A 22,208-nucleotide genomic window follows, 5' to 3' on the forward strand; every position below is an offset into this window, starting at 1 on the left:
CGCCACCACGGACCCACGGCGTCGGTCGAATCCGGTCAGGACTTCTCCACCCGGCACTGCTTGGTCACCGTCTTCGACGGGTCGCTCTCCGAGGTCGCGGTGAGCTTGACGAAGCCGGTGTCCGCCGCGGCGGCGGTGGCCCCCACCGACACCCGGACGGTGGTGGACTTGCCGAACTGGGCGGTGGCCAGCCGGTTGGGCAGCCAGGTCCGCCAGCCCTTGCCGGCCACCTCCGCCGAGAGCCGGTAGACGTCCGACTTCAGGTACGCGGAGGCGTCCTCCGGGTGCTGCTGGCCGCCGGCCGAGTACGTCCCGCTGTTGGTCAGCTCGAACGAGCAGGTCACGCCCCGGTTGGTGGGCTTGCCGGTGCTGGTCACCTCGCCCTTGCCCAGGGTCACGCCGTGGGTGCTCGGCCCCCCGGTGCCGTCCAGCGACCGCACCGCCACCGTGTACGACAGCGAGCCGGCCGCGTCCCGCTTGAGGTCGATGATGTAGAAGTGCAGCCGGTTGGCCTCGTCGACGTACTCGTACTGGCTGCCGGTGTCCGCCCCGGCGTGGAACAGCGCGTCGGAGAGCTGCCGGTAGTCACCCATGGTGATCTTCTGCGGGGTGCCGTCCGGCCGGTAGAAGTCGATCATGTCGATGTCCTGCGGGTTGGCGTCCACCACCCACTGGAACGGCGCGCTGTCGGCGTTCTTGGTCTTGCTCAGCAGCACGCCCCGGTCCGGGGTGAACGAGTCCGCCCCCATCCGGTCGACGACCTCGACGGTGTAGTTGTTGAAGCTTCCGCCGTCGCACAGCGGGTTCGTGGCGACCGTGCAGGCCGGCGAGAGGTCCTTGTTCAGGGCGATGTTCACCCCGGTCAGCCCCTTCGGGCCGGCGTCGACCGCGCGGGCGGTCACCTGGGCGACGACCAGGCCCGAGGAGGCCAGCGACTCCCGGGACAGCCGCAGCACGTGCTCCTCACCGAGCAGGCCGATCTTGAGCTTGTCCCGCACCGTGTGCAGCGAGCCCATCGAGCCGCCGTTGGTCGGCGGGATCTGCCAGCGGGTGTGCGGGCCGCCGGGTCCGTTGAACGACCCGCGCGACATCATGCTCCAGATGCCGGTGTACGCCCGGCGTAACGGCTCGCCGTACGGGTTGTTGTAGTTGTCGCCGATGCCGAGCAGGTGGGTCAGCTCGTGGGCGTACACCCCCATGCCGGAGCTCTCCCCCTGGGTGGAGGAGCCGCCGCCGGCGTTGGGCCACAGCGTCGCCGCCGCCTTCCACGAGGTCCACTCCACGTAGCGGGTCTTGGCCCAGTTCGGCAGGTTCGGGTCCGGCGGGCCCCAGGAGTCCGGCACGTCCTCCTTGTTCTGGAAGATCATCTGCCCGAACTCCTGCCAGGTGGACGACTCGTCCTGGCCGGCGCTGAGAATGAAGACCAGCTCGTACTGGTTGGCGACCGCGTCACCGACCGCCGCCCGCCACGCGCCCAGCCCGTCGGTGCGGATGTTCTTGTTGCACGCCTCCCCGCTCGGGCAGGCGCCGGGGTTGAAGCTGTTGTCCAGCCCGTACTGGTAGGACTTCGCCGGCAGCTGGTACGGCCCGAACCCGGCCAGGTCGACGCCGTAGCGACCGTTGGAGTCCTGCATCCAGTACTCGTGCAGGGTGTGCCCCTTGTTCAGGGTGTTCGGGGTGTTGAGGAAGTCCTGGTAGAACTTCGGCACGTCGGCGCGGGGAATGTTGGCCGCGACCGACTGGGGGTTGCCGAAGACCGTCGAGCGTGCCCGTTGGGACACCGCGAACGTCTGGTCCGGATAGTCGAGCGCGACCAGGGCGATCTTGAAGTTGCGGATGGAGCCCCGCACGTTCGGGTCGGCCCAGTTCTTGCCGGGCACCGCCTGGTAGTCGTCCCAGGTCATGGTGTCGGGGTTCTGCCAGGCCTGCGGGTCGAGGACCTGGAACGGGGCGGTGCCGCCGGCCGGATTGGCCGGGGCCGCGGCGGCCTGCGTCGCGGCGGTCGCCACGAGCGTGCCGGCCAGGACCGCGGCCAGTACGCGACGCCGCAGTCGGGGGGTGTTGCGGGGAGCACGGTGCACGGGTTCACCTCTCGTCGGGAGGGACGCGGCCGCCGGTGACCGGTGTCCCGAGGGGTGGCTGCCGGGACGCCCGCACACCGGGCCGCGCAGCGAATCTAGGAGGACGGGCCGGGGCCGGTCACCGTGCAGATGTCGGCAGGTGGCCCGGCGGCTTCCGACACCTGAAGGACCCGCGCCGGGTCGCGGCCGGCCGTGGCGTTCAGCGGGGACGACCGTCGGTGACCGGATCGACGGCGACCGACAGGGCCCGGACCAGGTCCCGGCGCAGCCCGGCGGCGGCCAACGGCGGCAGCGGACCACGCGGCGGGCGGCACCGGCCACCGAACCGCCCGGCGCAGTCCATCGCCAGTTTGATCGCCTGCACCGCCTCCGGCCGGGAGCCCCAGCCGAAGGCCGGGTGCAGCTCGGCGTAGAGCGGCAACGCGCGGGCCAGGTCACCGGCGGCGCACAGGTCGTACAGGCGCAGGGCCGGCCGGGGCAGCGCGTTGGACAGGCCGGACACCCAGCCCCGCGCCCCGCACAGCACCAGTTCCAGCAGCACGTCGTCCGCGCCGGCCAGCACGTCCACGTGCGGGCAGAGGTCCCTGATCCGGTGCACCCGTCGCACGTCGCCGGAGAACTCCTCGACCGCGACGATCCCGTCGGTCTCGGCGACCCGGGCCAGCAGCTCCGGGGTGAGGTCCACCCGGGTGTCGTACGGGTCGTTGTGCGCCACCACCGGCAGGCCGACGGCGGTCACCTCCCGGTAGTGGGCGACCACGTCGGCGTCGCCGGCGGGATAGCCGTCCGGGGGTGGGGCGAGCACCCCGTGCGCCCCGGCGGCGGCGGCCTGCTCCGCCCAGCGGCGGGACTGCCGGCTGCCGTACCCGCCGACCCCGGGCAGCACCGCGCAGCCGGGCGGCGCGGCCTGCACCGTCGCCCGCACCACGTCGGCCCGCTCGTCGTCGGACAGGGCACGGTACTCCCCCACCGACGCGCACGGGGTCACCCCGTGGCAGCCCGCCTCGGCCAGCCAGCGCACGTGCTCCTGAAGGCGGTCGAAGTCGACGCCGAGGTCGTCGCGGAACGGCGTCGTGGTGGCGACCAGCACCCCCCGCCAGGGCCTACCAGCTGTCACTCGGGCGTTCCCTCCTGCGCGCCGGCGGCCCGCTGCCCACCGCACCGGAACCTTACGATCGTCGATCACCACGGTGCTTCGGACAATTGCCGGAACAGTCGCCGTGGGGGCCGTCCTTTTGTCGGTAGATCACCCGTGGACCTTGCGCACAGGCCCACCGGCCGCACAGGGTAGGGCACCGGCTGTCGCACCCCCTGCCGCGCAGCCAACCAGGGGAGATCCATGCATGGTGAGCTTCAGCGCATAGTCGACGCCGTCGCCGCGCGGGTGGGGCGTCCCGCCCTCATCGAGGACCGGCGGCAGCGGGTGGTCGTCTACAGCGAACACGACGGTCCGATGGACGAGGTACGCCGGATGTCGATCCTGCGCCGGCAGACCACGCCGGAGGTGATCGCCTGGTTCCGCCGGATGGGTGTGCTCACCGCCCGTGAGCCGGTGCGTACCCCGGCCGACGTCGACCTCGACCTGCTCCCCCGGGTCTGTGTGCCGATCTGGCACGACGACCTGCTGCTCGGCTTCGTCTGGTTCATCGACGACGACGGGTCGATGACCGACGCCGACATCGCCACCGCGACCGGTGCCTTCACCGACCTGTCGCTGGCCCTCTACCGGGAGAACCTGCTCGGTGAGCTGGCCTCGCAGCGGGAGTCCGAGGCCACCCGGACGCTGCTGGTGGAGAGCCCGCAGGCCCGTGCGCACGCCGTCCGGGCACTGCTGGAGGAGGGCACGGTCGCCGGTGACGGCACGACCACGGCGGTGGTGGCCCAGCTCGCCCCCGCCGACGGGCGGCACCCCGACGAGGTGGCCCGGATCGCGCTGGAGCAGGCGCTGGTGGCGACCCGCCGGTGGCTCGGCGTCCGGGAGTCGCTGCACATGGTCTGGCCCGACCACGGGGTGCTGCTGATCTGCGGCGGCCGGATCGCCGGCCGGCCCACCCCGGAGGCCGCCGCCGGGCATCTCGACGAGGCGCTGCGGCAGGCGACCCGGGGATTGTCCTCGGTGGAGCGGACGGTGACCGGGATCGGTCAGCCCCGCCCGGGGCTGGTCGACGCGGTGCAGTCCTACCGGGAGGCGGTGCAGGCGGCCCGGGTGGGGGTGCAGCTGCCGGCGCTGGGGCCGGTGGTCTCCTGGGCCGGCCTGGGCATCTACCGGGTGTTGTCGCAGCTCGACGGCCGGGACCTCGACGTCGCCGGGGTGCACCCCGGATTGGAGCGGCTGCTGCGCGACGACGCCCACCAGGTGCTGCTGGAGACCCTGGAGGCGTACCTCGACCTGGCCGGCAACGCCCACGCCACCGCCGAGAAGCTGCGGCTGCACCGGACCACCCTCTACTACCGGCTGCAACGGGTCGAGCAGCTCGCCGACACCGACCTCAAGGACGGCAACGAGCGGCTGTGCCTGCACCTGGCGATGAAGCTGGGCCGGCTCACCGGTCACTACCGGTCGGCGTCCTGACCGGCGCGGGGTCCCGCGTCGACCGTCGGGAGAGGACACCCACGCCGCCCGCGCTGTGACAGCCCGTGTCGGTCCGGACAGATCATTGACAGATCCGAGCGGGTACGGCCAGGATGGGCGCACCGATCGGCAATGCCCCCACGACCGACCGTAACCAGGTACGCCCCACGCCCGTCGCGCAGACCGGATCGGCGCCGGTCCGTCGCCTCCGCCCGTGCGGGAGACACCCCGTGTCCCCCGTCGTCGGCGGATCGACGTCGCGATCGGCCGCCCACCGTCGCCCGACTGTCGGCGTCCGACCTCCCCCGTTCCGCACCCCGCCCGACGGCGGGCGCTGCCGCGCGCCGTCGGCCCGTCTCGCACCCCAGGAAAGGTGGCCCGAGATGTCTCGTTCCGCGTTCCCCCGCCGCTGGCGGCGGTTACCCGCCGCGACGGCCGCCGGTGTGGCGTTGCTGCTGCTCGCCGGGCCGGCGACGGCCGGCACCGCCGCCCCGCCCGACCGGGAGGCCGACGCCCCGGCCGTGCTCGAACGCTCCGCCGACGAGCAGGCCGACGTGGTGGAGGTGACTGTCGACGGCACCGCCCAGCTCGACGCGCTGGTCGCCACCGGCGTCGACCTCGACCACCACGTCACCCCCACCGAGGCGGGCATCGTGGTGCACGCCGTGGTCACCCCGACCGAGGTCGCCGCGCTGAAGCGGATGGGTTACCGGGTCGGCGCCGTGCTGCACGACGCCGCCGACTCCGCGCAGCGGATCAGCGAGCGGGACGCCACGATCGCCGCCCACCGGGCCGAGAACCGGGCGTACACGGCGACCCTGGAGCGCAGCGCCGCCGCCTCCGACGTGAAGATCATCCGGGCCGACTACTACACCTCCGGCACCAACCAGGTGCTCTCGGTCGAGGCGAAGTGGGCCCAGGGGCAGACCTCCACGAGCACGTTGACCGTGGCCCGGGACAGCGGCCCCGGCACCGAGATCGGCTCGGGCGGCACCCAGAGCATCTCCCGGTTCGTCGACGCCGGCGTCTACCTCTACCACCGGGGCGCCGCCGCCGTCACCACCCGGCCGCAGCGCATCCAGATCACCAGTCCCACAGGTGACGTGGCGGTCGCCGAGGTGAAGGAGTGGCTGCCGATCCCGGCCGACAGCCCGGAGGGCCCCGGCTACCAGAAGGACTTCGTCACCAGCTACCTCACCCCGACCGAGCTGTACGACCGGATCAAGCGGTTGGCCGACGCCTACCCGCAGCTCGCCGAGGTGGTGAAGCTGCCGTACGAGACCAACGGGTACCGGCGCAAGGCGCAGGTGGTGCTCGGCGGGACCGCCGCCACCCGGGTCGCCGTCGACTCGCTCGCCTGGGGGCACGAGGGCGGCAACGACATCACCGTCGAGCTGGCCGACCCGGGCGCGGCCGACCGGCCGCTCGCGGTCACGGTGACCGGCAAGGCCATCCGGGTCAGCCTGGCCACCGACGCCGCCGGGGCGGTGACCAGCACCGCCGCCCAGGTCGCGGCGGCGCTGACCGCCGAGGCGGGTGCGCTGGTCAGGGCGTACACCTACCGGGGGGACGCCGGGGCCGGGGTGGTCGCGCCGGTCGCGTCGACGCCGCTGTCGGACAACCTGAAGGCGCCGGCCGGGGTCTCCCGCGATCCGCACCCGGTGTACGCCATCCGGATCGGCAAGTACCGCGACGGCTCCCGCACCGGGGTGCTCGCCTACGCCCAGGAGCACGCCCGGGAGTGGGTCCCGCCGCTGGTCACCATCGAGACCGCCGAGCGGCTGCTGCGCAACCACGCCACCGACGAGAACACCAAACAGCTGCTGCGCACCCTGGACATCTGGATCGTGCCGTCGATCAACCCGGACGGCGGGCACTACTCGTTCTACGACTACGCCTCGCAGCGACGCAACATGACCAACCACTGTGCCCCGGGCGGCGCCACCGACGCGCTGGCCCGTAACTCGTGGGGGGTGGACAACAACCGCAACTACAGCGAGTACAGCCTCTTCGACGGCTACTCGGGGGCGTCGGCGAGCTGCACCGGCGACACCTACGCCGGGCCGGGCGAGCTGTCCGAACCGGAGAACCGCAACGTCGACTGGCTGGCCCAGCGGCCGAACATGAAGTTCTCGATGAACCTGCACTCCTCCGGCAACTACTTCATGTGGTCGCCGGGCGCGTACGCCACCCCGGGCCGGATCTCCGCGCCCCGGCCGACGCTGGCCGAGGAGTCGTTCTTCTGGGGCGCGTCGTCGCGCATCCTCACCGCGATCAAGCGGCACCGCAACATGGCGGTCACCCCGGCGCGGACCGGCCCGATCTCCGACGTGCTCTACTCGGCGGCAGGCAACTCCGGTGACATGCTCTGGTACAAGTACGGCATCTACGCCTGGAACTTCGAGGTCGGCACCAGCTTCCAGCCCACCTGGGAGGAGGCGCACCAGGAGACCATGGAGTTCAGCAACGGCCTGGTCGAGCTGCTGCGGGTGGCCCGGGACTTCGACAAGGACCGCAAGCGCCCGACCAGCACCCTGTCGGTCACGCCGAGCCCCACCGAGGGCGCGGTCAGCGTCCGGTTCGACGTCAGCGAGCCGGCGGCCGTGTTCTACACCCTCGACGGCAGCAAGCCGACGTTCGGGTCCACCCTGTACGCCTCGGCGGGCATCCGGGAGGGGGCCGAGACGTTGACCGTCCCGGTCGGCACCAAGATCCACTGGTTCTCGGTGGACGCGGCAGGCAACATCGAACGCAACTACCGGCCGGACGACGACAGCTTGACCTTCAACCGGGGCTGGGCGACCCTGCCCACCGGCTGAGGCCGGGACGTGCCAGCGGGGGTCCGCGCCGCCGGACCCCCGCTGGTCGACCGGGATCAGTCCACCGCCCGCCACCGGTAGAACTCCGTCGCCACCGCGTCCACCGGGCCGCCCCAGGAGTCCGGGTCGAACGGGCTGATGTACGGGCTGAGATCATCCATGATCTTGGCGAACGCCGGCTGGTCGTGGCCCTGCCGCACGGCCCCGTCGAACGCCTCCCCGGTGCGTTCCAGCACGTGCAGGTAGACGTCGTCGATCGCGTGCAGCCAGCGCCCGGTGACCCCCATCAGGGCGGGCAACGGGCCGGCGTCGGACTCGGCGAAGATCTGCGCCACGGTGGGTTCCGCGCCCGGCTTGATCCGGGCCACGATGACCGTCCGGCTCGGCTCGCCCCCGGCATCCGGCGGCCCGGCCGGCATCCAGGAGTAGAACTCCTTCGCCACCGAGTCCGACGGGTTCTTCCAGTCCCTCGGGTAGGGCGTCACGTACGGGGCGATCTGCTCGGCGATCTGCTGGAAGGCCGGCAGGCCCCGGGTCTGCCCGGTCACCGTCGGGTCCGCGGCGCGCTCGATCAGGTGGATGTAGAGGCCGTGGAAGGACAGCAGGGTCCGCCCGACCACGCCCAGGTCCTGCGGGCGGGTGGTCCGGTCGTAGTACCCGAACACGTCGGCCACGGTCTGCTCGCTGCCCGGCACCATGCGACAGACGATCACGTTACGGAAGGTCATCGGAAACTCCTCGGGGATCAGACGGTACGGGTCGGCTCGGTGGGGCGGGGACGACTGGCCGGCGGGTGTGACACCGGCGCGGCGGAGGCGGCGAACCGGACCGGCAGCTCCAGCAGGCCCCGGAACGGTGACGCCGCCGGCAACCGGCGCAGCTCGGCCGGCGGCACGGCGAGGTGCAACCCGGGCAACCGGCGCAGCAGCGCCGCCAGGCCGATCTGGGCCTCCATCCGGGCCAGCGAGACACCGAGGCAGTAGTGCACGCCGTGGCCGAAGCCCAGGTGCGGGCCCCGAACCCGGCGCAGGTCCAGCTGGTCCGGGTCGACGAAGTGCGCCGGATCGTGGTTAGCCGCGTTGAGCACGATGCCGACGATCGACCCGGCCGGAATCCGTACCCCGCCGTACTCGACGTCCTCGGTGGCCACCCGGGGGCTGGCCACCGGCAGCGGGCCGTCGAAGCGCAGCAGCTCCTCGATCGCCGAGGGCAGCAACTCCGGGGTTTTCCGCAGCAGGTCGAGCTGGTCGGGATGGGTCAGCAGGGCCACCGTCGCGTTGCCCAGGAAGTCGGCGGTGGTCTGGTGCCCGGCGAACAGCAGCAGGAAGGTGGTGGTGACCAGTTCCGCCTCGGACAACCTGCCGTCCTGGTCGCAGGCGTCGATCAGCGCGCTGATCATGTCGTCGGCCGGGGTGACCCGCTTGGCGGCCACCAGCTCCGCCAGGTAGTGGTGCAGCCGCACCTGCGCCTCGCCGACCGCCGCCCGTTCCTGCGCCGGCGGTCGCCGCGACGACCCGGAGGTACGGATCACCTGCGTCCAGTCCAGCACCCGCTCCTGGTCGGCCCGGGGCACCCCGAGCAGTTCGCAGATCACCACCATCGGCAGCGGGATCGCGAAGTCGTGCATCAGCTCGGCCCGCCCCTGCGCGACGAACCCGTCGATCAGGTCGTCGACGATCTGCCGTACCCGGGGACGCAGCGCCTCGACCCGACGGGGCGCGAACGCCTGCGACACCAACCGGCGCAGCCGGGTGTGCTCCGGCGGGTCCGAGTTGAGCATGTTCCGGTTCAGCGCCTCGGAGTTCGGGCCGAAGATCTGCAGGTAGTGCTGCCCGGGGCCGTAGAGGTCCTTGGACAGCCGGGGGTCGGTCAGCGCCGTACGCGCGTCGTCGAACCGGGTCAGCAGGTACGAGTCGAACCGGGGTGAGCTGACCGGGCAGACCGGCGCGTCCGCGCGCAGCCGGGCGAAGGACGGGTAGGGGTCGACGGCGAACTGCTCGGTGTAGAGCTGTGCGGCGGGAACCGGCTCGGTCATCTCGTCTCCTCGGGCGCGCTGGGCATGCTGTGCAGCACCTGGTAGGTGTGTCGTTCGGCAGATTCCCGCAGGTCACGTACCACCCGCAGCAGCCGGTCGCGGTGCTCGCTGCGGCCGAAGGCGTCGAGCCGTTCCCGGTCCGCCCAGTCGCTGATGATCAGGTAGCTGCGCGGGTCGTCGGCGTCCCGGACGAGGTCCTGGCGCAGGCACCCGTCGAGCTGCCGGATCTGCTCCGCCGCCGCGAGCCACTCCGCCTCGAACCGCTCCGCGCAGCCCTCCCGGGTACGCATGGCGAGCACCGTGCGCACGGCCGTCATCGCGCACCACCGAAGACCAGGTGCAGGTTCTTGCGTAGCGCGTCGGCGTCGATCGGCTGGCTGCGGAAGCCGAGGTGCCCGTCCGGGCGGATCAGGTACAGGGCGGTGCCGGTCACCCCGTACCGGGTGCGGAACTCGTCCCCGGCGTCGACCACCACCGGCGGCGCGGACGGCCCCGGCGCCCCGGCGTCCGGGCTGAGCAGCAGGTAGGCGTCGACCTCACCCCGGGTGCGGGCGCGGACGTCGGCGCAGAGCCCCGGCACGGCCGCCACCGCCGCCGGATCGGCCGAGGCGTCGGCGTAGAGCAGCAGGGTGTGCCGGGTGCCGGCGGTCAGGTCACGCAGCCGCAGCGGATGCCCCACCCCCCGCCGCCGCAACCCGCCCAGGTCGGGGGCGCGGTCGCCGGGGCGCGGGCCGGCCCGCAGCCCGTCCGGATCGGTGACGCACTCGCCGACCAGTGGACTGTCGGCGTAGCTGAGCAGCAGGGACATCTCCTGGATGAACTGCCGTTCCAGATCGGCGCGGTCCAGTTCGTCGGTGAACGCCAGCCGTACCGCACGGCCGACGATCTCCTCGCCCTCCGGGCGGCGTTCGGTCTCGTAGCTGTCGAGCAGGCCGGGGGCGGCGATCCCGCGTACCGCCAGCGCCACCTTCCAGGCCAGGTTCCAGGCGTCCTGGATGCCGGTGTTCATCCCCTGTCCCCCGGCGGGCGGGTGCAGGTGCGCCGCGTCACCGGCGACGAAGACCCGGCCGTGGCCGTACCGGTCGACGATGCCGTGGCTGATCCGGAACACCGACGACCAGCGCAGGTTCGCCGCCCGGGTGCCAGGCGGGGCCAACCGGGTAAGCGCCGCCTGCACGTCGTCGAGGGTCGGCTCGGCCAGTTCCTCGCTGAACCCGGGCGGGGCGTCCCGGCCGCCGGTCTGGGCGAAGAACCGCGGCGGCGCGAGGGTGGCGATCCGGTACCGGCCCTCCCCGCGCAGCGGTACGCAGACCAGCATGCCGTCCATCCGGCCGTCGGTCTCGTGCAGGAACCGCAGCAGGTGCCCGTCGGGCATGTCCCAGTTCACGTCGACGTCGGCGAGCATGAACAGTTGCGGGAACCGGCCCAGCCCACCGGTGAACGTCAATCCGAGCAGGTCACGGACCCGGCTGTGCGCACCGTCGGCACCGATCAGGTACTGCGCCCGGACGGTGCGGATGCTGCCGTCGGCGAGGGTGAGGGTGGCCAGCACGCCGTCCGAGCCCTGGGTGAACCCGGTCAGCTCCGCTCCGCGCTGCGGCCGGACGCCGAGGGTGGCCAGCCGGTCGGTGAGGATGCGCTCGGTCTCGTACTGGGGCAGGCCCAGGTGCGCGTACGGCAGGCCGGGCAGTTCCCAGCTCATCCGGTGGGTCTGGGTGCCGTTGACGAACACCACGTTGCCGGTCAGCCAACTGCCGGCGTCCATCGCCTCCCGCACGACGCCCTGCTCTTCCCAGATCTCCATGGTGCGGCAGTGCACCCCGATCGCCTTGTCGGCGTGGGCGGGCGGGGCCACCCGCTTCTCCACCACCCGGCAGTCGATGCCGCGCCGGGCCAGCTCGACGGCGGCGGTCAGCCCGGTCGGCCCCGCCCCGACGATGAGTACGTCAGTTGTCGTGTGCACGTCGGTCTCCCTACCGGTGCTGGCTGCCCGGTCGACGCCGGGACGGGTCGCGAGGTGGAACAGTCGGCGGCGGAAGTCGAGCAGGAACGGCGCGATCGGCCCGGCCTCCTCCCGGGCGTGGGCCGGGTTGGCGACCCAGCGGTGGAACTCCGCCCCGGAACGCCACTCGGCGAAGATGTGGTGGACGTCCGAGTCGGGCTCGCGCAGCAGGTCCTCGCGCAGGTAGCCGGGGACCCCGGCCATCCGGGCGGTCACCTCGGCGTGACCCCGGTGGAACTCGGCGAGCCGGTCGGCCGGGACGGTGACCTCGACGTCCACCAGGATCGTCGGGTCCCCGTCCGGCTCGTCCCGCATCACCCGGAGGTCATCGGCGGTGCTCGGTTCGCACCCGTCGCGGAGCGCGGCGGCGAGGCGGGCCGCCACCGGGCCGTTCTCGTAGTCGCGCAGGGCGTCGTCGTCGGTCCACTCGGTGGCGAGCACGAACGTGTGCGGGTCGGTGGCGTCGAGGAACAGTTCCCGGCGCAGGTTGCCGGGCAGTGCGCCGATCTGCACCGCGGCCGTCCGCCACGCCGACCGGACGCGCTGTCCGGCACCGGGGCGCGCGCGGACCCGGAGCATTGTCCTGATCATGGGGTCTCCCTTGACGGCCTGCCCGAGACGAGGGTCCCGACCGCCGGCACCCGCACCGGCCGTCGCCGTCCGACCCTGTCGCAGCGCACGTCACCCCGCCGTCACCGGCCGGCCGACCCGGGTCGCCGCCCGGTGACGCCACCGGGACGACCCGCCGACACGGGTCGTCATCCGGGGACACACCGACGTCGCGTCGGGGAGGCCGCCGCGCGACGCCGCCGCACCTGCGGCGCACCGGTGCGGCGTGCCGGGCAGGCGGGTCAGGGGCGGCGGTTGCCGCTGCTCGCGCGGACGACGAGCACCGGCTCGACCTGGGGGCGGGGGGTGCCCACGCCGGTGCCGTCGAAGAGTTCCAGCAGGGCCGCCACGCACCTGCGGCCGACCTCGTCGAAGTCCTGCCGCACGGTGGTCAGCGGCGGGGAGAGGTACTCGGCCTCGGGGATGTCGTCGAAACCGACGACGCTGACGTCCTCGGGAATCCGGGCGCCCCGCTGGTGCAGGGCGCGCAGCAGGCCGAGGGCCTGGTGGTCGTTGGCGCAGAACACCGCCGTCACGTCGGGGCGTTCGACCAGGGACTGCCCCAGCTCGTAGCCGGCGCGGGGGCTCCAGTCACCGACGATGACCGGCGGGACGCGGCGGCCCGCCTGCTCCAGGGTCTGCCGCCACCCGTCGACCCGGTCCCGGGCCTCCAGCCAGTCGCGGGGGCCGGCGATGTGCCAGACCGTCTCGTGCCCGAGGTCGAGCAGGTGCCGGACCGCCAGCCGGGCCCCGGCCACCTGGTCGACCGAGATGCTGGGCAGCTCACCGCGGTCGCCGCTGGCCTCGACGACCACCGCGGGCACCCCGGTGGGCAGGCCGTGCACGGCGACCGACGCCGTCATCATCGGGGTGATGACGACGACGCCGGCCACCGACTGCTCGGTCAGCGCGTCGATGGCCGAGCGCATCCCGCTGCGGTCCAGCCGTTCCAGGGTGACGATGCTGATGCCGTACCCGGCGGCGCGGGCCGCCCGTTCGATGCCCAGCAGCGTGGCCGCCGGCCCGAACAGGATGGTGTCGAAGCTGACCACGCCGATGACCCGGGAACGCCGGCCGGCCAATCCCCGGGCCAGGGCGTTGGGTCGGTAGTTGAGCTGGTGCACGGCGCGCAGCACCCGTTCCCGGGTCTCCGGCCGAACGCTCGGGTGGTTGTTGAGCACCCGGGACACGGTCTGGTGCGACACCCCGGCGAGTTGCGCGACGTCGCTCATCACCGCGGCGCGTTCGGGCCGCTGCTGGCCCATGGCGGCTCAGAAACCCCGGGCCAGGCGGTAGTAGGCCTGGTTCCAGCGCAGCTCGTCGGCGAACCGGCGGGGGGTGGTGTCGGCGTCGATGACGACCAGTTCGGTGCTGACCATCTCGGCGAGGTCGTGCAGCTCCTCGACGCCGACGGCCTGGGACAGCACCGTGTGGTGCGGGGCGCCGGCGGTGAGCCAGGCCTCCGCCGAGGCGGCCAGGTCCGGTCGGGGCCGCCACACCGCCCGCGCCACCGGCAGCTTCGGCAGCGGGTACGGCGGCGCGACCACGTCGATCTCGTTGGCGACCAGCCGGAACCGCTCCCCCATGTCGGCCAGGCCGAGCACCACGGCCGGGCCGGGCTGGGCGTCGAAGACCAACCGGACGGGGTCCTCCCGGCCGCCGATGCCCAGCGGGTGGATCTCGACGTTCGGGGTGGCCGCCGCGATGGTCGGGCAGACCTCCAGCATGTGCGCCCCGAGCACCAGCTCCCGGCCGGGGGTGAGGTCGTAGGTGTAGTCCTCCATGAACGAGGTGCCGCCGGTGGTGCCGACGGACATCGACTTGAGCGTGCGTACCAGCACCGAGGTCTTCCAGTCGCCCTCGCCGCCGAAGCCGTACCCGTCGGCCATCAGCCGCTGCACCGCGAGGCCGGGCAGCTGCCGCAGCCCGCCCAGGTCCTCGAAGTTGGTGGTGAAGGCGCGGAACCCACCGGCGTCGAGGAAGTCGCGCAGCCCCGCCTCGATCCGGGCGGCGTAGCGCAGCGAGTCGTGCCGGCCGCCACCGGAGCGCAGCGCGTCGACCAGCCGGTAGCTGTCGTCGTACTCCTTGACCAGGTCGTCGATGCGGGCGTCGGCGACGGCGTCGACGGCCTCGACCAGGTCGTTGACCCCGTAGGTGTTCACCGAGACGCCGAAGCGCAGCTCGGCCTCGACCTTGTCGCCCTCGGTCACGGCCACGTCGCGCATGTTGTCGCCGAAGCGGGCCAGCCGCAGCGACCGCATCTCGGCGTGCCCGATCGCGGCCCGGGTCCACGCGCCGATCCGGGCGGCGACCCGGGGGTCGCTGACGTGCCCGGCGACGGTCTTGCGGGCGACACCGAGCCGGGTCTGGACGTAGCCGAACTCCCGGTCGCCGTGGGCGGCCTGGTTGAGGTTCATGAAGTCCATGTCGATCTCGGACCAGGGCAGTTCCACGTTGGCCTGGGTGTGCAGGTGCAGCAGCGGGGTGCGCAGCGCGTCCAGCCCGGAGATCCACATCTTGGCGGGGGAGAACGTGTGCATCCAGGCGATCACCCCGACCGCGCCCTGTACGGCGGCGTCGCGGCAGACGGCGAGGATCTCGGTGCTGGAGGTCAGCACCGGCTTCCAGACCACCCGGGCCGGAACGGCCGGGTCGGCGTCGAGTCGTTCGGCGATCCGCCGGGACTGCTCGGCCACCTGGCGCAGGGTCTCCGGGCCGTACAGGCCCTGGCTGCCGGTGAGGAACCAGACCTCGGCGGCCGGGGATGGGTTGGTCATGGGCGTTGCCTTCCGGTGGGGCTGGCGAGGGTTACTTGGTACGGATGCCGACGAGGCGTTGGAGCAGGATGAACACGAACAGCAGGCCACCAATGACGATCTTGGTCCACCACGAGTTGAGGGTGCCGTCGAAGGTGATCAACGTCTGGATGATGCTGAGCACCAGCACCCCGAGCAGGGTGCCGAAGATGTAGCCGGACCCGCCGGTGAGCAGGGTGCCGCCGATGACGACCGCCGCGATCACGTCCAGTTCCATGCCCACCGCGATCAGCGGGGCGCCGGACAGGGTGTAGAAGGAGAGCAGGATGCCGCCGATCGCCGAGCAGAGCCCGCTGATCGTGTAGACCGCGATCTTCGTACGGCCCACCGGCAGGCCCATCAGCAGCGCGGACTGCTGGTTGCCGCCGATGGCGTACACGTTGCGGCCCAGCCGGGTGTACGCCAGCACGGCCGCCGCCACGGCCACCACCGCGACGGCGATCAACGCGCCGACCGAGACGAAGTTCTCACCGAGGTGGATGCGGTGCTGGGCGGTGCTGGTCCAGAAGCCGTCGGTGATCGGGATCGAGGTGGTGCTGATCCAGGTGCACACGCCCCGGGCGAAGAACATCCCGGCGAGGGTGACGATGAAGGGTTGGATGTCGAAGAAGTGGATCACGCAGCCCATCGCGAACCCGAGGATCGGGCCGATCAGCAGCGCGATCACCAGCACCAGGGCGGGGTGCAGGCCGTCGCCCAGCAACGAGGCCGACACCATCGCGGTCATCGCCACCACCGAACCGACCGACAGGTCGATGCCGCCGGTGAGGATCACGAAGGTCATCCCGACCGCGACGACCAGCAGGAAGCCGTTGTCGATGAAGACGTTGAAGACGACCTGGATGTTGGAGAACGCACGGTACTGGGAGACGCCGATGGAGTACATCACCAGCAGCAGGGCTGCCGTGGCGAGCACCGGTACGTGCCGGGGTGGCACCCGCCACCAGGCACGGCCCGGACGGGCGGCCAACGGGGTCGTGGTCATGCCGGAACCTGCTCCTTCTCTGTGCCGACCGGCTCCACCGGCGTGACCGGGACGCTGCGCCGACGGCGGAACCGCGCCCGGAAGGCCGGGGCCTGGATGAGACAGACCACGATCACCACGACCGCCTTGAACAGCAGGGACGTCTGCGGGTCGATGTTCATGGCGTAGACGGAGGTTGTCAGGGTCTGGATGAGCAGCGCGCCGACCACGGTGCCACCGAGGTAGAACCGGCCGCCGGCCAGTGCGGTGCCGCCGATGACCACGGCCAGGATGGCGTCCAGCTCGACCCAGAGACCCACCGCGTTGCCGTCGGCGCTGGAGACGTTGGCCGTCATCATGAACCCGGCGATGGCGGCGCAGGCGGCGCTCACCACGTACACCAGGAAGGTGATCCGGCGGGAGCGGATGCCGGCCAGCCGGCTGGCCTCGGCGTTCCCGCCGACCGACTCGATGATCATGCCGAGCGCGGTACGCCGGGTCAGCACCGCCACCAGCATCGTCACCGCGAGGGCGATGACGATGGCGAACGGCAGGGTCAGCAGGTGCCCGACCCCGATCACCTTGTACGGCCCGCTGTTGATGGTGATGATCTGCCCCTCGGCGATCAGCTGGGCCAGGCCCCGGCCGGCCACCATCAGGATCAGCGTGGCGATGATCGGTTGGATGCCGATCCCGGCGACCAGGATGCCGTTCCAGGCCCCGAGCAGCAGGGCCACCCCGAAGCCGAGCGCCACCGCGGTGAGCACCACGCCCAGGCTGTTCTGGTCGGGCTGCTCGCTGATGTAGAGGCAGGCGACCGCGCCGGCGACCGCCGCCACCGCGCCCACCGACAGGTCGATGCCGCCGGTGGCGATCACCAGGGACATGCCGAGGGCGACCAGGATCAGCGGCGCGCTGAGCCGGACGATGTCGATCAGGCTGCCGTAGAGGTGGCCGTTCTTCAGCTCGACCGACAGGAAGCTCGGCCGGTAGATCGCGTTCGCCACCAGCAGCAGCACCAGCACCACGAGCGGCCAGAACAGCCGGTGGCCGGTGACGCCCGCAGCGCGGGCCCGTACGGTGCTCATGCCGGCACCGACCCTTCCTGGGAGCTGCCGCTGGCGATGACCTGCATGACGCGGGCGGCATCGAGGGTGTCGTCGTTGGTGAGTTCGGTGACCAGCTGCCGGTCCCGCATGACGGCGACCTTGTGGCTGAGCCGGAGCACCTCCTCCAGCTCGGCGGAGATGAACAGCACCGCCATCCCGCCGTCGGAGAGCTGCGCGACCAGGCGCTGGATCTCGGTCTTGGCACCGATGTCGATGCCCCGGGTCGGTTCGTCGAGGATCAGCAGCCGGGGCTCGGTGATCAGCCAGCGGGCCAGCAGCACCTTCTGCTGGTTGCCGCCGGACAGGTTACGCACCGGCATCTCCGGATCGGCCGGCCGGATGCTCAACGCCTTGATCCAGTGCCTGACCAGTTCGTCCTGCCGGCGGCGGGGCAACGGGCGCAGCCAGCCCCGGGCCGCCTGCATGGCCAGGATGATGTTCTCCCGCACCGACAGCTCGCCGACCAGTCCCTCGGTGCGGCGGTTCTCGGAGCAGAACGCGATGTCCCTGTCGATGGCGGCCACCGGGTTGCGGATCGTCACCGGGGTGCCGTCCACGCAGAGCCGGCCGGTGTCGGCGCGGTCCGCGCCGAAGAACAGCCGGGCCACCTCGGTACGCCCCGAGCCGAGCAGCCCGGCCAGGCCGACCACCTCGCCCTGGTGGATGGTGAGGCTGAACGGGGCGACGGAACCGGACCGGCCGAGCCCGTCGGCCGCGACCAGCGGGGTGCCCGACTCCAGGGCCGCCCGGTCGTTGCCGCTGGTCGCCTCGTCGAGGCGTTCCAGGGCGTCCAGCTCCTTGCCGATCATCTTCTCCACCAGCGCGATCTGCGGCAGTTCGCTGGTCAGGTACTCGCCGACGAGCCGGCCGTTGCGCAGCACGGTGATCCGGTCGGCGATGGCGTAGACCTGGTCGAGGAAGTGGGTGACGAAGATGATCGCGATGCCGTCGTCGCGCAACTGCCGCATGATCCGCATCAGCTGGGCCACCTCGTCGGCGTCCAGGCTGGAGGTGGGCTCGTCGAGGATCAGCACCCGGGCCCGGATGTCGACGGCGCGGGCGATGGCGACCATCTGCTGCACGGCCAGCGAGTAGTTGCCGAGCAGTTCGGTGACGTCGATGTGCAGGTCGATGCGGGCGAGCAGGTCCTTGGCCCGGCGACGCATCTCGCGCCAGTTGACCGCACCGAGGCGGCGCGGCTCGCGGCCGATGTAGATGTTCTCCGCGACCGACAGGTTGGGCAGGAGGTTGACCTCCTGGTAGACGGTGCTCACCCCGGCGGCGGTGGCCTGCATCGGGCCGGAGAAGGAGACCTCGGCGCCGTCGAGGGTGATGGTGCCGGAATCGGTGCCGTAGACGCCGGTCAGCACTTTGATGAGGGTTGACTTCCCGGCACCGTTCTCGCCCATCAGGGCGTGCACCTCACCGGGAAAGAGCCGCAGGTCGACGCCGTCGAGGGCGCGGACCCCGGGGAAGATCTTGCTGATCGCGGTCATCGTCAGGACCGGATGCCTCTCCGACATCCCACCGAACCTTTCCTCGGAAGCGGAGGCCGCCGCGCCGAACGCGGCGGCCCCCGGTCGGATCAGTACTTCCGGTTGGGCAGGGCCGCCTTGGCCTGCTCCTGGGTGAAGGTGGTCTCCTCGGTCTCGACCCGGGCCGGTACCTCCTCGCCGGCCTTGACCTTCTTGGCCAGGTCCATCAGCTGCGGGCCGAGCAGCGGGCTGCACTCCGCGATGAAGTTGAACTTCCCGTCGGCCAGCGCCTGCATGCCGTCCTTGACCGCGTCGATGGTGATGATGGTGATGTCCTTGCCGGGCGTCTTGCCCGCCGCGGTGATCGCCTCCAGCGCGCCCAGGCCCATGTCGTCGTTGTGCGCGAAGAGCACGTCGATCTTCGGGTTGGCCTTGAGGAACTGCTCCATGACCTGCTTGCCGCCGGCCCGGGTGAAGTCACCGCTCTGCGAGGCGACGACCTTCAGGTTGGGGCTGGCGGCGATCGCCTCGGCGAAGCCCTTCTTGCGGTCGTTGGCCGGGGCCGAACCGGTGGTGCCCTGCAACTCGACGATGTTCACCGGACCGCTCGCGGCCGACTTCTCCTTGACCAGCCACTCGCCGGCGAGCCGGCCCTCCTTGACGAAGTCCGAGCCGATGAAGGTCTTGTAGAGGCTCTTGTCGGCCGAGTCCACGGCCCGGTCGGTCAGGATCACCGGGATCTTGGCGTCCTTGGCCTCCTTGAGCACGGTGTCCCAGCCCGACTCCACGACCGGCGAGAAGGCGATCACGTCGACCTTCTGCTGGATGAAGTTGCGGATCGCCTTGATCTGGTTCTCCTGCTTGCCCTGCGCGTCGTCGAACTTGAGCTCGTAGCCGGCCTCGGCGGCCGACTCCTTGATCGAGTTGGTGTTCGCCGTGCGCCAGCCGCTCTCCGCGCCGACCTGCGAGAAGCCGATGACCAGCTTGCCGTTGCCGCCGCCGCTGCTGCTGTCGCTGTCACCGCCGGTGTCGCTGTTGCCGCAGCCGGCGAGTCCGCCGGCCAGCAGGCCGACGGCGAGCATCGCGCCGAGGCCGCGCCGGGTGAGGGTGATGCCGGTCTTCGCCATGTGAAGACTCCTTGTACGGGGATGAGGTGGGGGATGGTGCGTGCGCGGAAGGACCGGCCGGCACGGCACGCCGGACGGACCGGACCTTCCAGGGGTGGTGCATCGGGTTGCGGTGGATCGACCGGTCCGCCGGGGCGGGCCGGTGGCGAGGACTGGCGGTCGGGCGTTACGGCCCCGACTGCCCGTAGACGTTCTGGTAGCGGTCGTAGAGGGAGTCGATGTCGGCCTGGGCCATCGGCACCGGGGTGCCGAGCGTCCGGGCCAGGTGGGCGGTGCGGGCCACGTCCTCGCACATCACGGCGGCCTTCACCGCCGCGCGGGCGTCCCGACCGATGGTGAACACGCCGTGGTTGCGCATCAGCACCGCCGGTGAGCGGTGCCCGGTCAGGGTCGCCACGATGCCCTTGCCGATGTCGTCCCCGCCGATGAGCGCGAACGGACCGACCGGGATCTCGCCGCCGAACTCGTCGGCCTGGGCGGTGAGGTTGCACGGAATCGCCTCGCCGCAGGCGGCCCAGGCGGTGGCGTACCCGCTGTGGGTGTGCACCACGCCACCGACCTCGGGCATCGCCCGGTAGACGTAGGCGTGGGCGGCGGTGTCGCTGGACGGCGAGAGGTCGCCGTCGACCACGACCCCGTCGAGGTCGCAGACGATCATGTTGTCGGGCCGCAGGTCGTCGTAGGACACCCCGCTCGGCTTGATCACCATCAGCTCCCGGCCGGGCACCCGGGCCGAGACGTTGCCGGCCGTCCAGGCCACCAGGTTGTAGCGCACCAGCTCGCCGTGCAGGGTGGCCACCTGCGCGCGCAGCCGGGCCACCTCGGCGTCGAGGTCGAGGGTCATGCCGGCACCTCCAGGGGGTCGGTGGTCGGTTCGGCGGCGGGCGCGACGGCCTGACGGCGGGCGGCGTTGCGGATCGCCCGCAGCCGCAGCAGCACGTCGTCGCCACCCCGGCCGAAGTGGTCGTGCAGCCGGCGGTACTCGGCGTAGAGCGCGTCGTAGGCGTCGGCGCGCTCCGGGTCGGGCCGGTAGACCTCGCGGTCGACCCGGCCCATCGCCGCCGAGGCGGTCGGCACGTCGGGGTACGCGCCGGCCGCGACCGCCGCGTGGATCGCCGACCCCAGGGCCGGGCCCTGCGCCGAGCCGATGATGCCCAGCGGACGGCGGGTCACGTCGGCGTAGATCTGCATCAGCAGGCTGTTGCCGGTCAGCCCGCCGGCCACGATCAGCTCGTCGACCGGGACGCCCGCCTCGGCGAACGCCTCGATGATCATGCGGGTGCCGTACGCGGTGGACTCCAGCAGCGCGCGGTAGACGTCCGGCGGCCGGGTGGCCAGGGTGAGGCCGACGAGCACCCCGCTGAGGTCGTGGTTGACCAGCAGCGAGCGGTTGCCGTTCCACCAGTCCAGGGCGACCAGGCCGTGTGCGCCGACGGGCTGGGCCGCCGCGGCGGCGGTCAGCTCCTCGTGCGAGGCGAACCCGGCGGGGGCGGCGTGCTTGACGTACCAGCCGAAGATGTCGCCGACGCCGCTCTGCCCGGCCTCGTAGCCCCAGGAGCCGGCGCTGATCCCGCCGTCGACCACGCCGCACATGCCGGCGACCTCGGCCCGCTCGGTGCCGTTGACCACGTGGCAGGTGGAGGTGCCCATGATGGCGACCAGCCGGCCGGGGGTCAGCGCCTGCGCGGCGGCGGCGGTGACGTGGGCGTCGACGTTGCCGACGGCCACCGCGATCCCCTCCGGCAGCCCGGTCCAGGCGGCGGCCTGCGCGGTGAGCCCGCCGGCCCGCGCGCCGAGCTGCGCCAGCGGCCCGTCGATCTTGGCGACGAAGTCGGCGAAGCCGGGGTTCAACGCGGACAGGTACGCCGGGGACGGGTAGTGGCCGTCCTGGAGCAGCCCCTTGTAGCCGGCCGTGCAGACGTTGCGGGTCTCGACGCCGCAGAGCTGCCAGACGATCCAGTCGGCGGCCTCGATCCAGCGCTCGGCGCGGGCGTAGACCTCCGGGTCCTCCTCCAGCAGTTGCAGCCCCTTGGCGTACTGCCACTCGGCGGAGACCTTGCCGCCGTAGCGGCCGATCCAGGACTCGCCCCGGGAGTGGGCCAGCGCGTTGATCCGGTCGGCCTGCGGCTGGGCGGCGTGGTGCTTCCACAGCTTCACCCAGGCGTGCGGGCGGGTACGCAGGTCGGGCAGCTCGCACAGCGGGGTGCCGTCGGCCAGGGTGGGCAGCACGGTGCAGGCGGTGAAGTCGATGCCGATGGCGACCACCCGGGCCGGGTCGACGCCGCTCTCGGCCAGCGCGGCGGGCACCGCCTCGCGCAGCACGTCGCGGTAGTCGTCCGGGTCCTGCAGCGCCCAGTCGGCCGGCAGGGGCTGGCCGTCGACGGCGAGCGTCGTCTCCATCACCGCGTGGCGGTACTCGTGCACCGCCGTGCCCAGCTCGGCGCCGTCGCCGACCCGCACCACCAGCGCCCGACCCGACAGCGTGCCGTAGTCGACGCCGACGACGTACCGGTCCTGCGGCTTCGCGCCTGCATCCATGCCGTTCTCCGTTCAATCGTTGGGGGCAAGTGTTAGCGCTCACATGGAATCCGTCAAGGCG

The 22,208-nt window shown here is 72.1% G+C and carries 16 protein-coding genes; 2 read left to right on the top strand and 14 right to left on the bottom strand.

Annotated elements, in window-relative coordinates:
* Positions 1-35: 35 nt before the first annotated feature.
* Together Q2K16_RS06720 and Q2K16_RS06725 are read right to left on the bottom strand one after the other, a co-directional pair.
* Entirely contained in the window at positions 36-2,081 is a 2,046-nt protein-coding gene (locus Q2K16_RS06720; protein WP_302744181.1) for a M6 family metalloprotease domain-containing protein, read from the bottom strand.
* A gap of 199 nt (positions 2,082-2,280) precedes the next feature.
* Positions 2,281-3,198 (bottom strand): dihydrodipicolinate synthase family protein, encoded by a 918-nt coding sequence (locus Q2K16_RS06725; protein ID WP_302744182.1) that lies wholly within the window; start codon positions 3,196-3,198, stop codon positions 2,281-2,283.
* 222 nt (positions 3,199-3,420) lie between these two features.
* Between Q2K16_RS06725 and Q2K16_RS06730 the strand changes: the two genes are divergently transcribed.
* Together Q2K16_RS06730 and Q2K16_RS06735 are read left to right on the top strand one after the other, a co-directional pair.
* On the top strand, positions 3,421-4,653 hold the full coding sequence (locus Q2K16_RS06730) for a PucR family transcriptional regulator (RefSeq protein ID WP_302744183.1): 1,233 nt from the start codon (positions 3,421-3,423) through the stop codon (positions 4,651-4,653).
* 383 nt (positions 4,654-5,036) lie between these two features.
* Positions 5,037-7,472, top strand: a complete 2,436-nt coding sequence (locus tag Q2K16_RS06735) for a M14 family metallopeptidase (RefSeq protein ID WP_302744184.1) — start codon at positions 5,037-5,039, stop codon at positions 7,470-7,472.
* A gap of 56 nt (positions 7,473-7,528) precedes the next feature.
* Here Q2K16_RS06735 and Q2K16_RS06740 read toward each other — a convergent pair whose 3' ends face one another.
* From Q2K16_RS06740 to araB, 12 genes are all read right to left on the bottom strand, one after another.
* Positions 7,529-8,200 carry a TcmI family type II polyketide cyclase gene (locus tag Q2K16_RS06740; protein ID WP_302744186.1) on the bottom strand — a complete coding sequence of 224 codons (672 nt, stop codon included), beginning with the start codon at positions 8,198-8,200 and terminating at the stop codon, positions 7,529-7,531.
* Between the two features lie 17 nt (positions 8,201-8,217).
* Entirely contained in the window at positions 8,218-9,507 is a 1,290-nt protein-coding gene (locus tag Q2K16_RS06745; RefSeq protein ID WP_302744187.1) for a cytochrome P450 family protein, read from the bottom strand.
* Positions 9,504-9,824, bottom strand: a complete 321-nt coding sequence (locus Q2K16_RS06750; protein WP_302744188.1) for a putative quinol monooxygenase — start codon at positions 9,822-9,824, stop codon at positions 9,504-9,506. The genes Q2K16_RS06745 and Q2K16_RS06750 overlap by 4 nt, the downstream gene beginning before the upstream one ends.
* Positions 9,821-12,100: an FAD-dependent oxidoreductase gene (locus Q2K16_RS06755; RefSeq protein ID WP_302744189.1), complete on the bottom strand. Its 2,280-nt coding sequence runs from the start codon at positions 12,098-12,100 to the stop codon at positions 9,821-9,823. Before Q2K16_RS06755 ends, Q2K16_RS06750 begins: the two co-directional genes overlap by 4 nt.
* Before the next feature lie 260 nt (positions 12,101-12,360).
* Positions 12,361-13,383, bottom strand: coding sequence for a LacI family DNA-binding transcriptional regulator (locus Q2K16_RS06760; RefSeq protein WP_302744191.1), 1,023 nt, complete (start codon positions 13,381-13,383; stop codon positions 12,361-12,363).
* 6 nt (positions 13,384-13,389) lie between these two features.
* The gene (gene araA, locus Q2K16_RS06765) at positions 13,390-14,895 is read right to left on the bottom strand and encodes an L-arabinose isomerase (RefSeq protein ID WP_302744192.1); all 1,506 of its coding nucleotides are present in this window, start codon (positions 14,893-14,895) and stop codon (positions 13,390-13,392) included.
* Positions 14,896-14,926: 31 nt separating this feature from the next.
* Positions 14,927-15,919, bottom strand: coding sequence for a galactofuranose ABC transporter, permease protein YjfF (gene yjfF / locus Q2K16_RS06770; protein WP_302744193.1), 993 nt, complete (start codon positions 15,917-15,919; stop codon positions 14,927-14,929).
* Positions 15,916-16,986 (bottom strand): ABC transporter permease, encoded by a 1,071-nt coding sequence (locus Q2K16_RS06775; RefSeq protein ID WP_302744194.1) that lies wholly within the window; start codon positions 16,984-16,986, stop codon positions 15,916-15,918. Before Q2K16_RS06775 ends, yjfF begins: the two co-directional genes overlap by 4 nt.
* On the bottom strand, positions 16,983-18,530 hold the full coding sequence (locus Q2K16_RS06780; RefSeq protein WP_302744195.1) for a sugar ABC transporter ATP-binding protein: 1,548 nt from the start codon (positions 18,528-18,530) through the stop codon (positions 16,983-16,985). The genes Q2K16_RS06775 and Q2K16_RS06780 overlap by 4 nt, the downstream gene beginning before the upstream one ends.
* 62 nt (positions 18,531-18,592) lie before the next feature.
* The gene (locus Q2K16_RS06785) at positions 18,593-19,609 is read right to left on the bottom strand and encodes an ABC transporter substrate-binding protein (protein WP_302744196.1); all 1,017 of its coding nucleotides are present in this window, start codon (positions 19,607-19,609) and stop codon (positions 18,593-18,595) included.
* A gap of 166 nt (positions 19,610-19,775) precedes the next feature.
* Positions 19,776-20,453, bottom strand: coding sequence for an L-ribulose-5-phosphate 4-epimerase (locus Q2K16_RS06790; RefSeq protein WP_302744197.1), 678 nt, complete (start codon positions 20,451-20,453; stop codon positions 19,776-19,778).
* Complete coding sequence (gene araB / locus Q2K16_RS06795; RefSeq protein ID WP_302744198.1) at positions 20,450-22,147, bottom strand: ribulokinase; 1,698 nt, start codon at positions 22,145-22,147, stop codon at positions 20,450-20,452. The genes Q2K16_RS06790 and araB overlap by 4 nt, the downstream gene beginning before the upstream one ends.
* Positions 22,148-22,208 lie beyond the last annotated feature (61 nt).

The organism is Micromonospora cynarisoli, from assembly GCF_030518815.1.
GTDB lineage: Bacteria > Actinomycetota > Actinomycetes > Mycobacteriales > Micromonosporaceae > Micromonospora > Micromonospora wenchangensis.

Bases quoted from the DNA above. Each gene is read 5' to 3' on its own strand.
- Q2K16_RS06780 (WP_302744195.1), bottom strand. From the start codon at position 18,530: ATGTCGGAGAGGCATCCGGTCCTGACGATGACCGCGATCAGCAAGATC.
- Q2K16_RS06730 (WP_302744183.1), top strand. From the start codon at position 3,421: ATGCATGGTGAGCTTCAGCGCATAGTCGACGCCGTCGCCGCGCGGGTG.
- araA (WP_302744192.1), bottom strand. From the start codon at position 14,895: ATGACCAACCCATCCCCGGCCGCCGAGGTCTGGTTCCTCACCGGCAGC.
- Q2K16_RS06785 (WP_302744196.1), bottom strand. From the start codon at position 19,609: ATGGCGAAGACCGGCATCACCCTCACCCGGCGCGGCCTCGGCGCGATG.
- Q2K16_RS06745 (WP_302744187.1), bottom strand. From the start codon at position 9,507: ATGACCGAGCCGGTTCCCGCCGCACAGCTCTACACCGAGCAGTTCGCC.
- Q2K16_RS06735 (WP_302744184.1), top strand. From the start codon at position 5,037: ATGTCTCGTTCCGCGTTCCCCCGCCGCTGGCGGCGGTTACCCGCCGCG.
- Q2K16_RS06760 (WP_302744191.1), bottom strand. From the start codon at position 13,383: ATGGGCCAGCAGCGGCCCGAACGCGCCGCGGTGATGAGCGACGTCGCG.
- araB (WP_302744198.1), bottom strand. From the start codon at position 22,147: ATGGATGCAGGCGCGAAGCCGCAGGACCGGTACGTCGTCGGCGTCGAC.
- Q2K16_RS06755 (WP_302744189.1), bottom strand. From the start codon at position 12,100: ATGATCAGGACAATGCTCCGGGTCCGCGCGCGCCCCGGTGCCGGACAG.
- Q2K16_RS06790 (WP_302744197.1), bottom strand. From the start codon at position 20,453: ATGACCCTCGACCTCGACGCCGAGGTGGCCCGGCTGCGCGCGCAGGTG.
- Q2K16_RS06775 (WP_302744194.1), bottom strand. From the start codon at position 16,986: ATGAGCACCGTACGGGCCCGCGCTGCGGGCGTCACCGGCCACCGGCTG.
- yjfF (WP_302744193.1), bottom strand. From the start codon at position 15,919: ATGACCACGACCCCGTTGGCCGCCCGTCCGGGCCGTGCCTGGTGGCGG.
- Q2K16_RS06750 (WP_302744188.1), bottom strand. From the start codon at position 9,824: ATGACGGCCGTGCGCACGGTGCTCGCCATGCGTACCCGGGAGGGCTGC.
- Q2K16_RS06740 (WP_302744186.1), bottom strand. From the start codon at position 8,200: ATGACCTTCCGTAACGTGATCGTCTGTCGCATGGTGCCGGGCAGCGAG.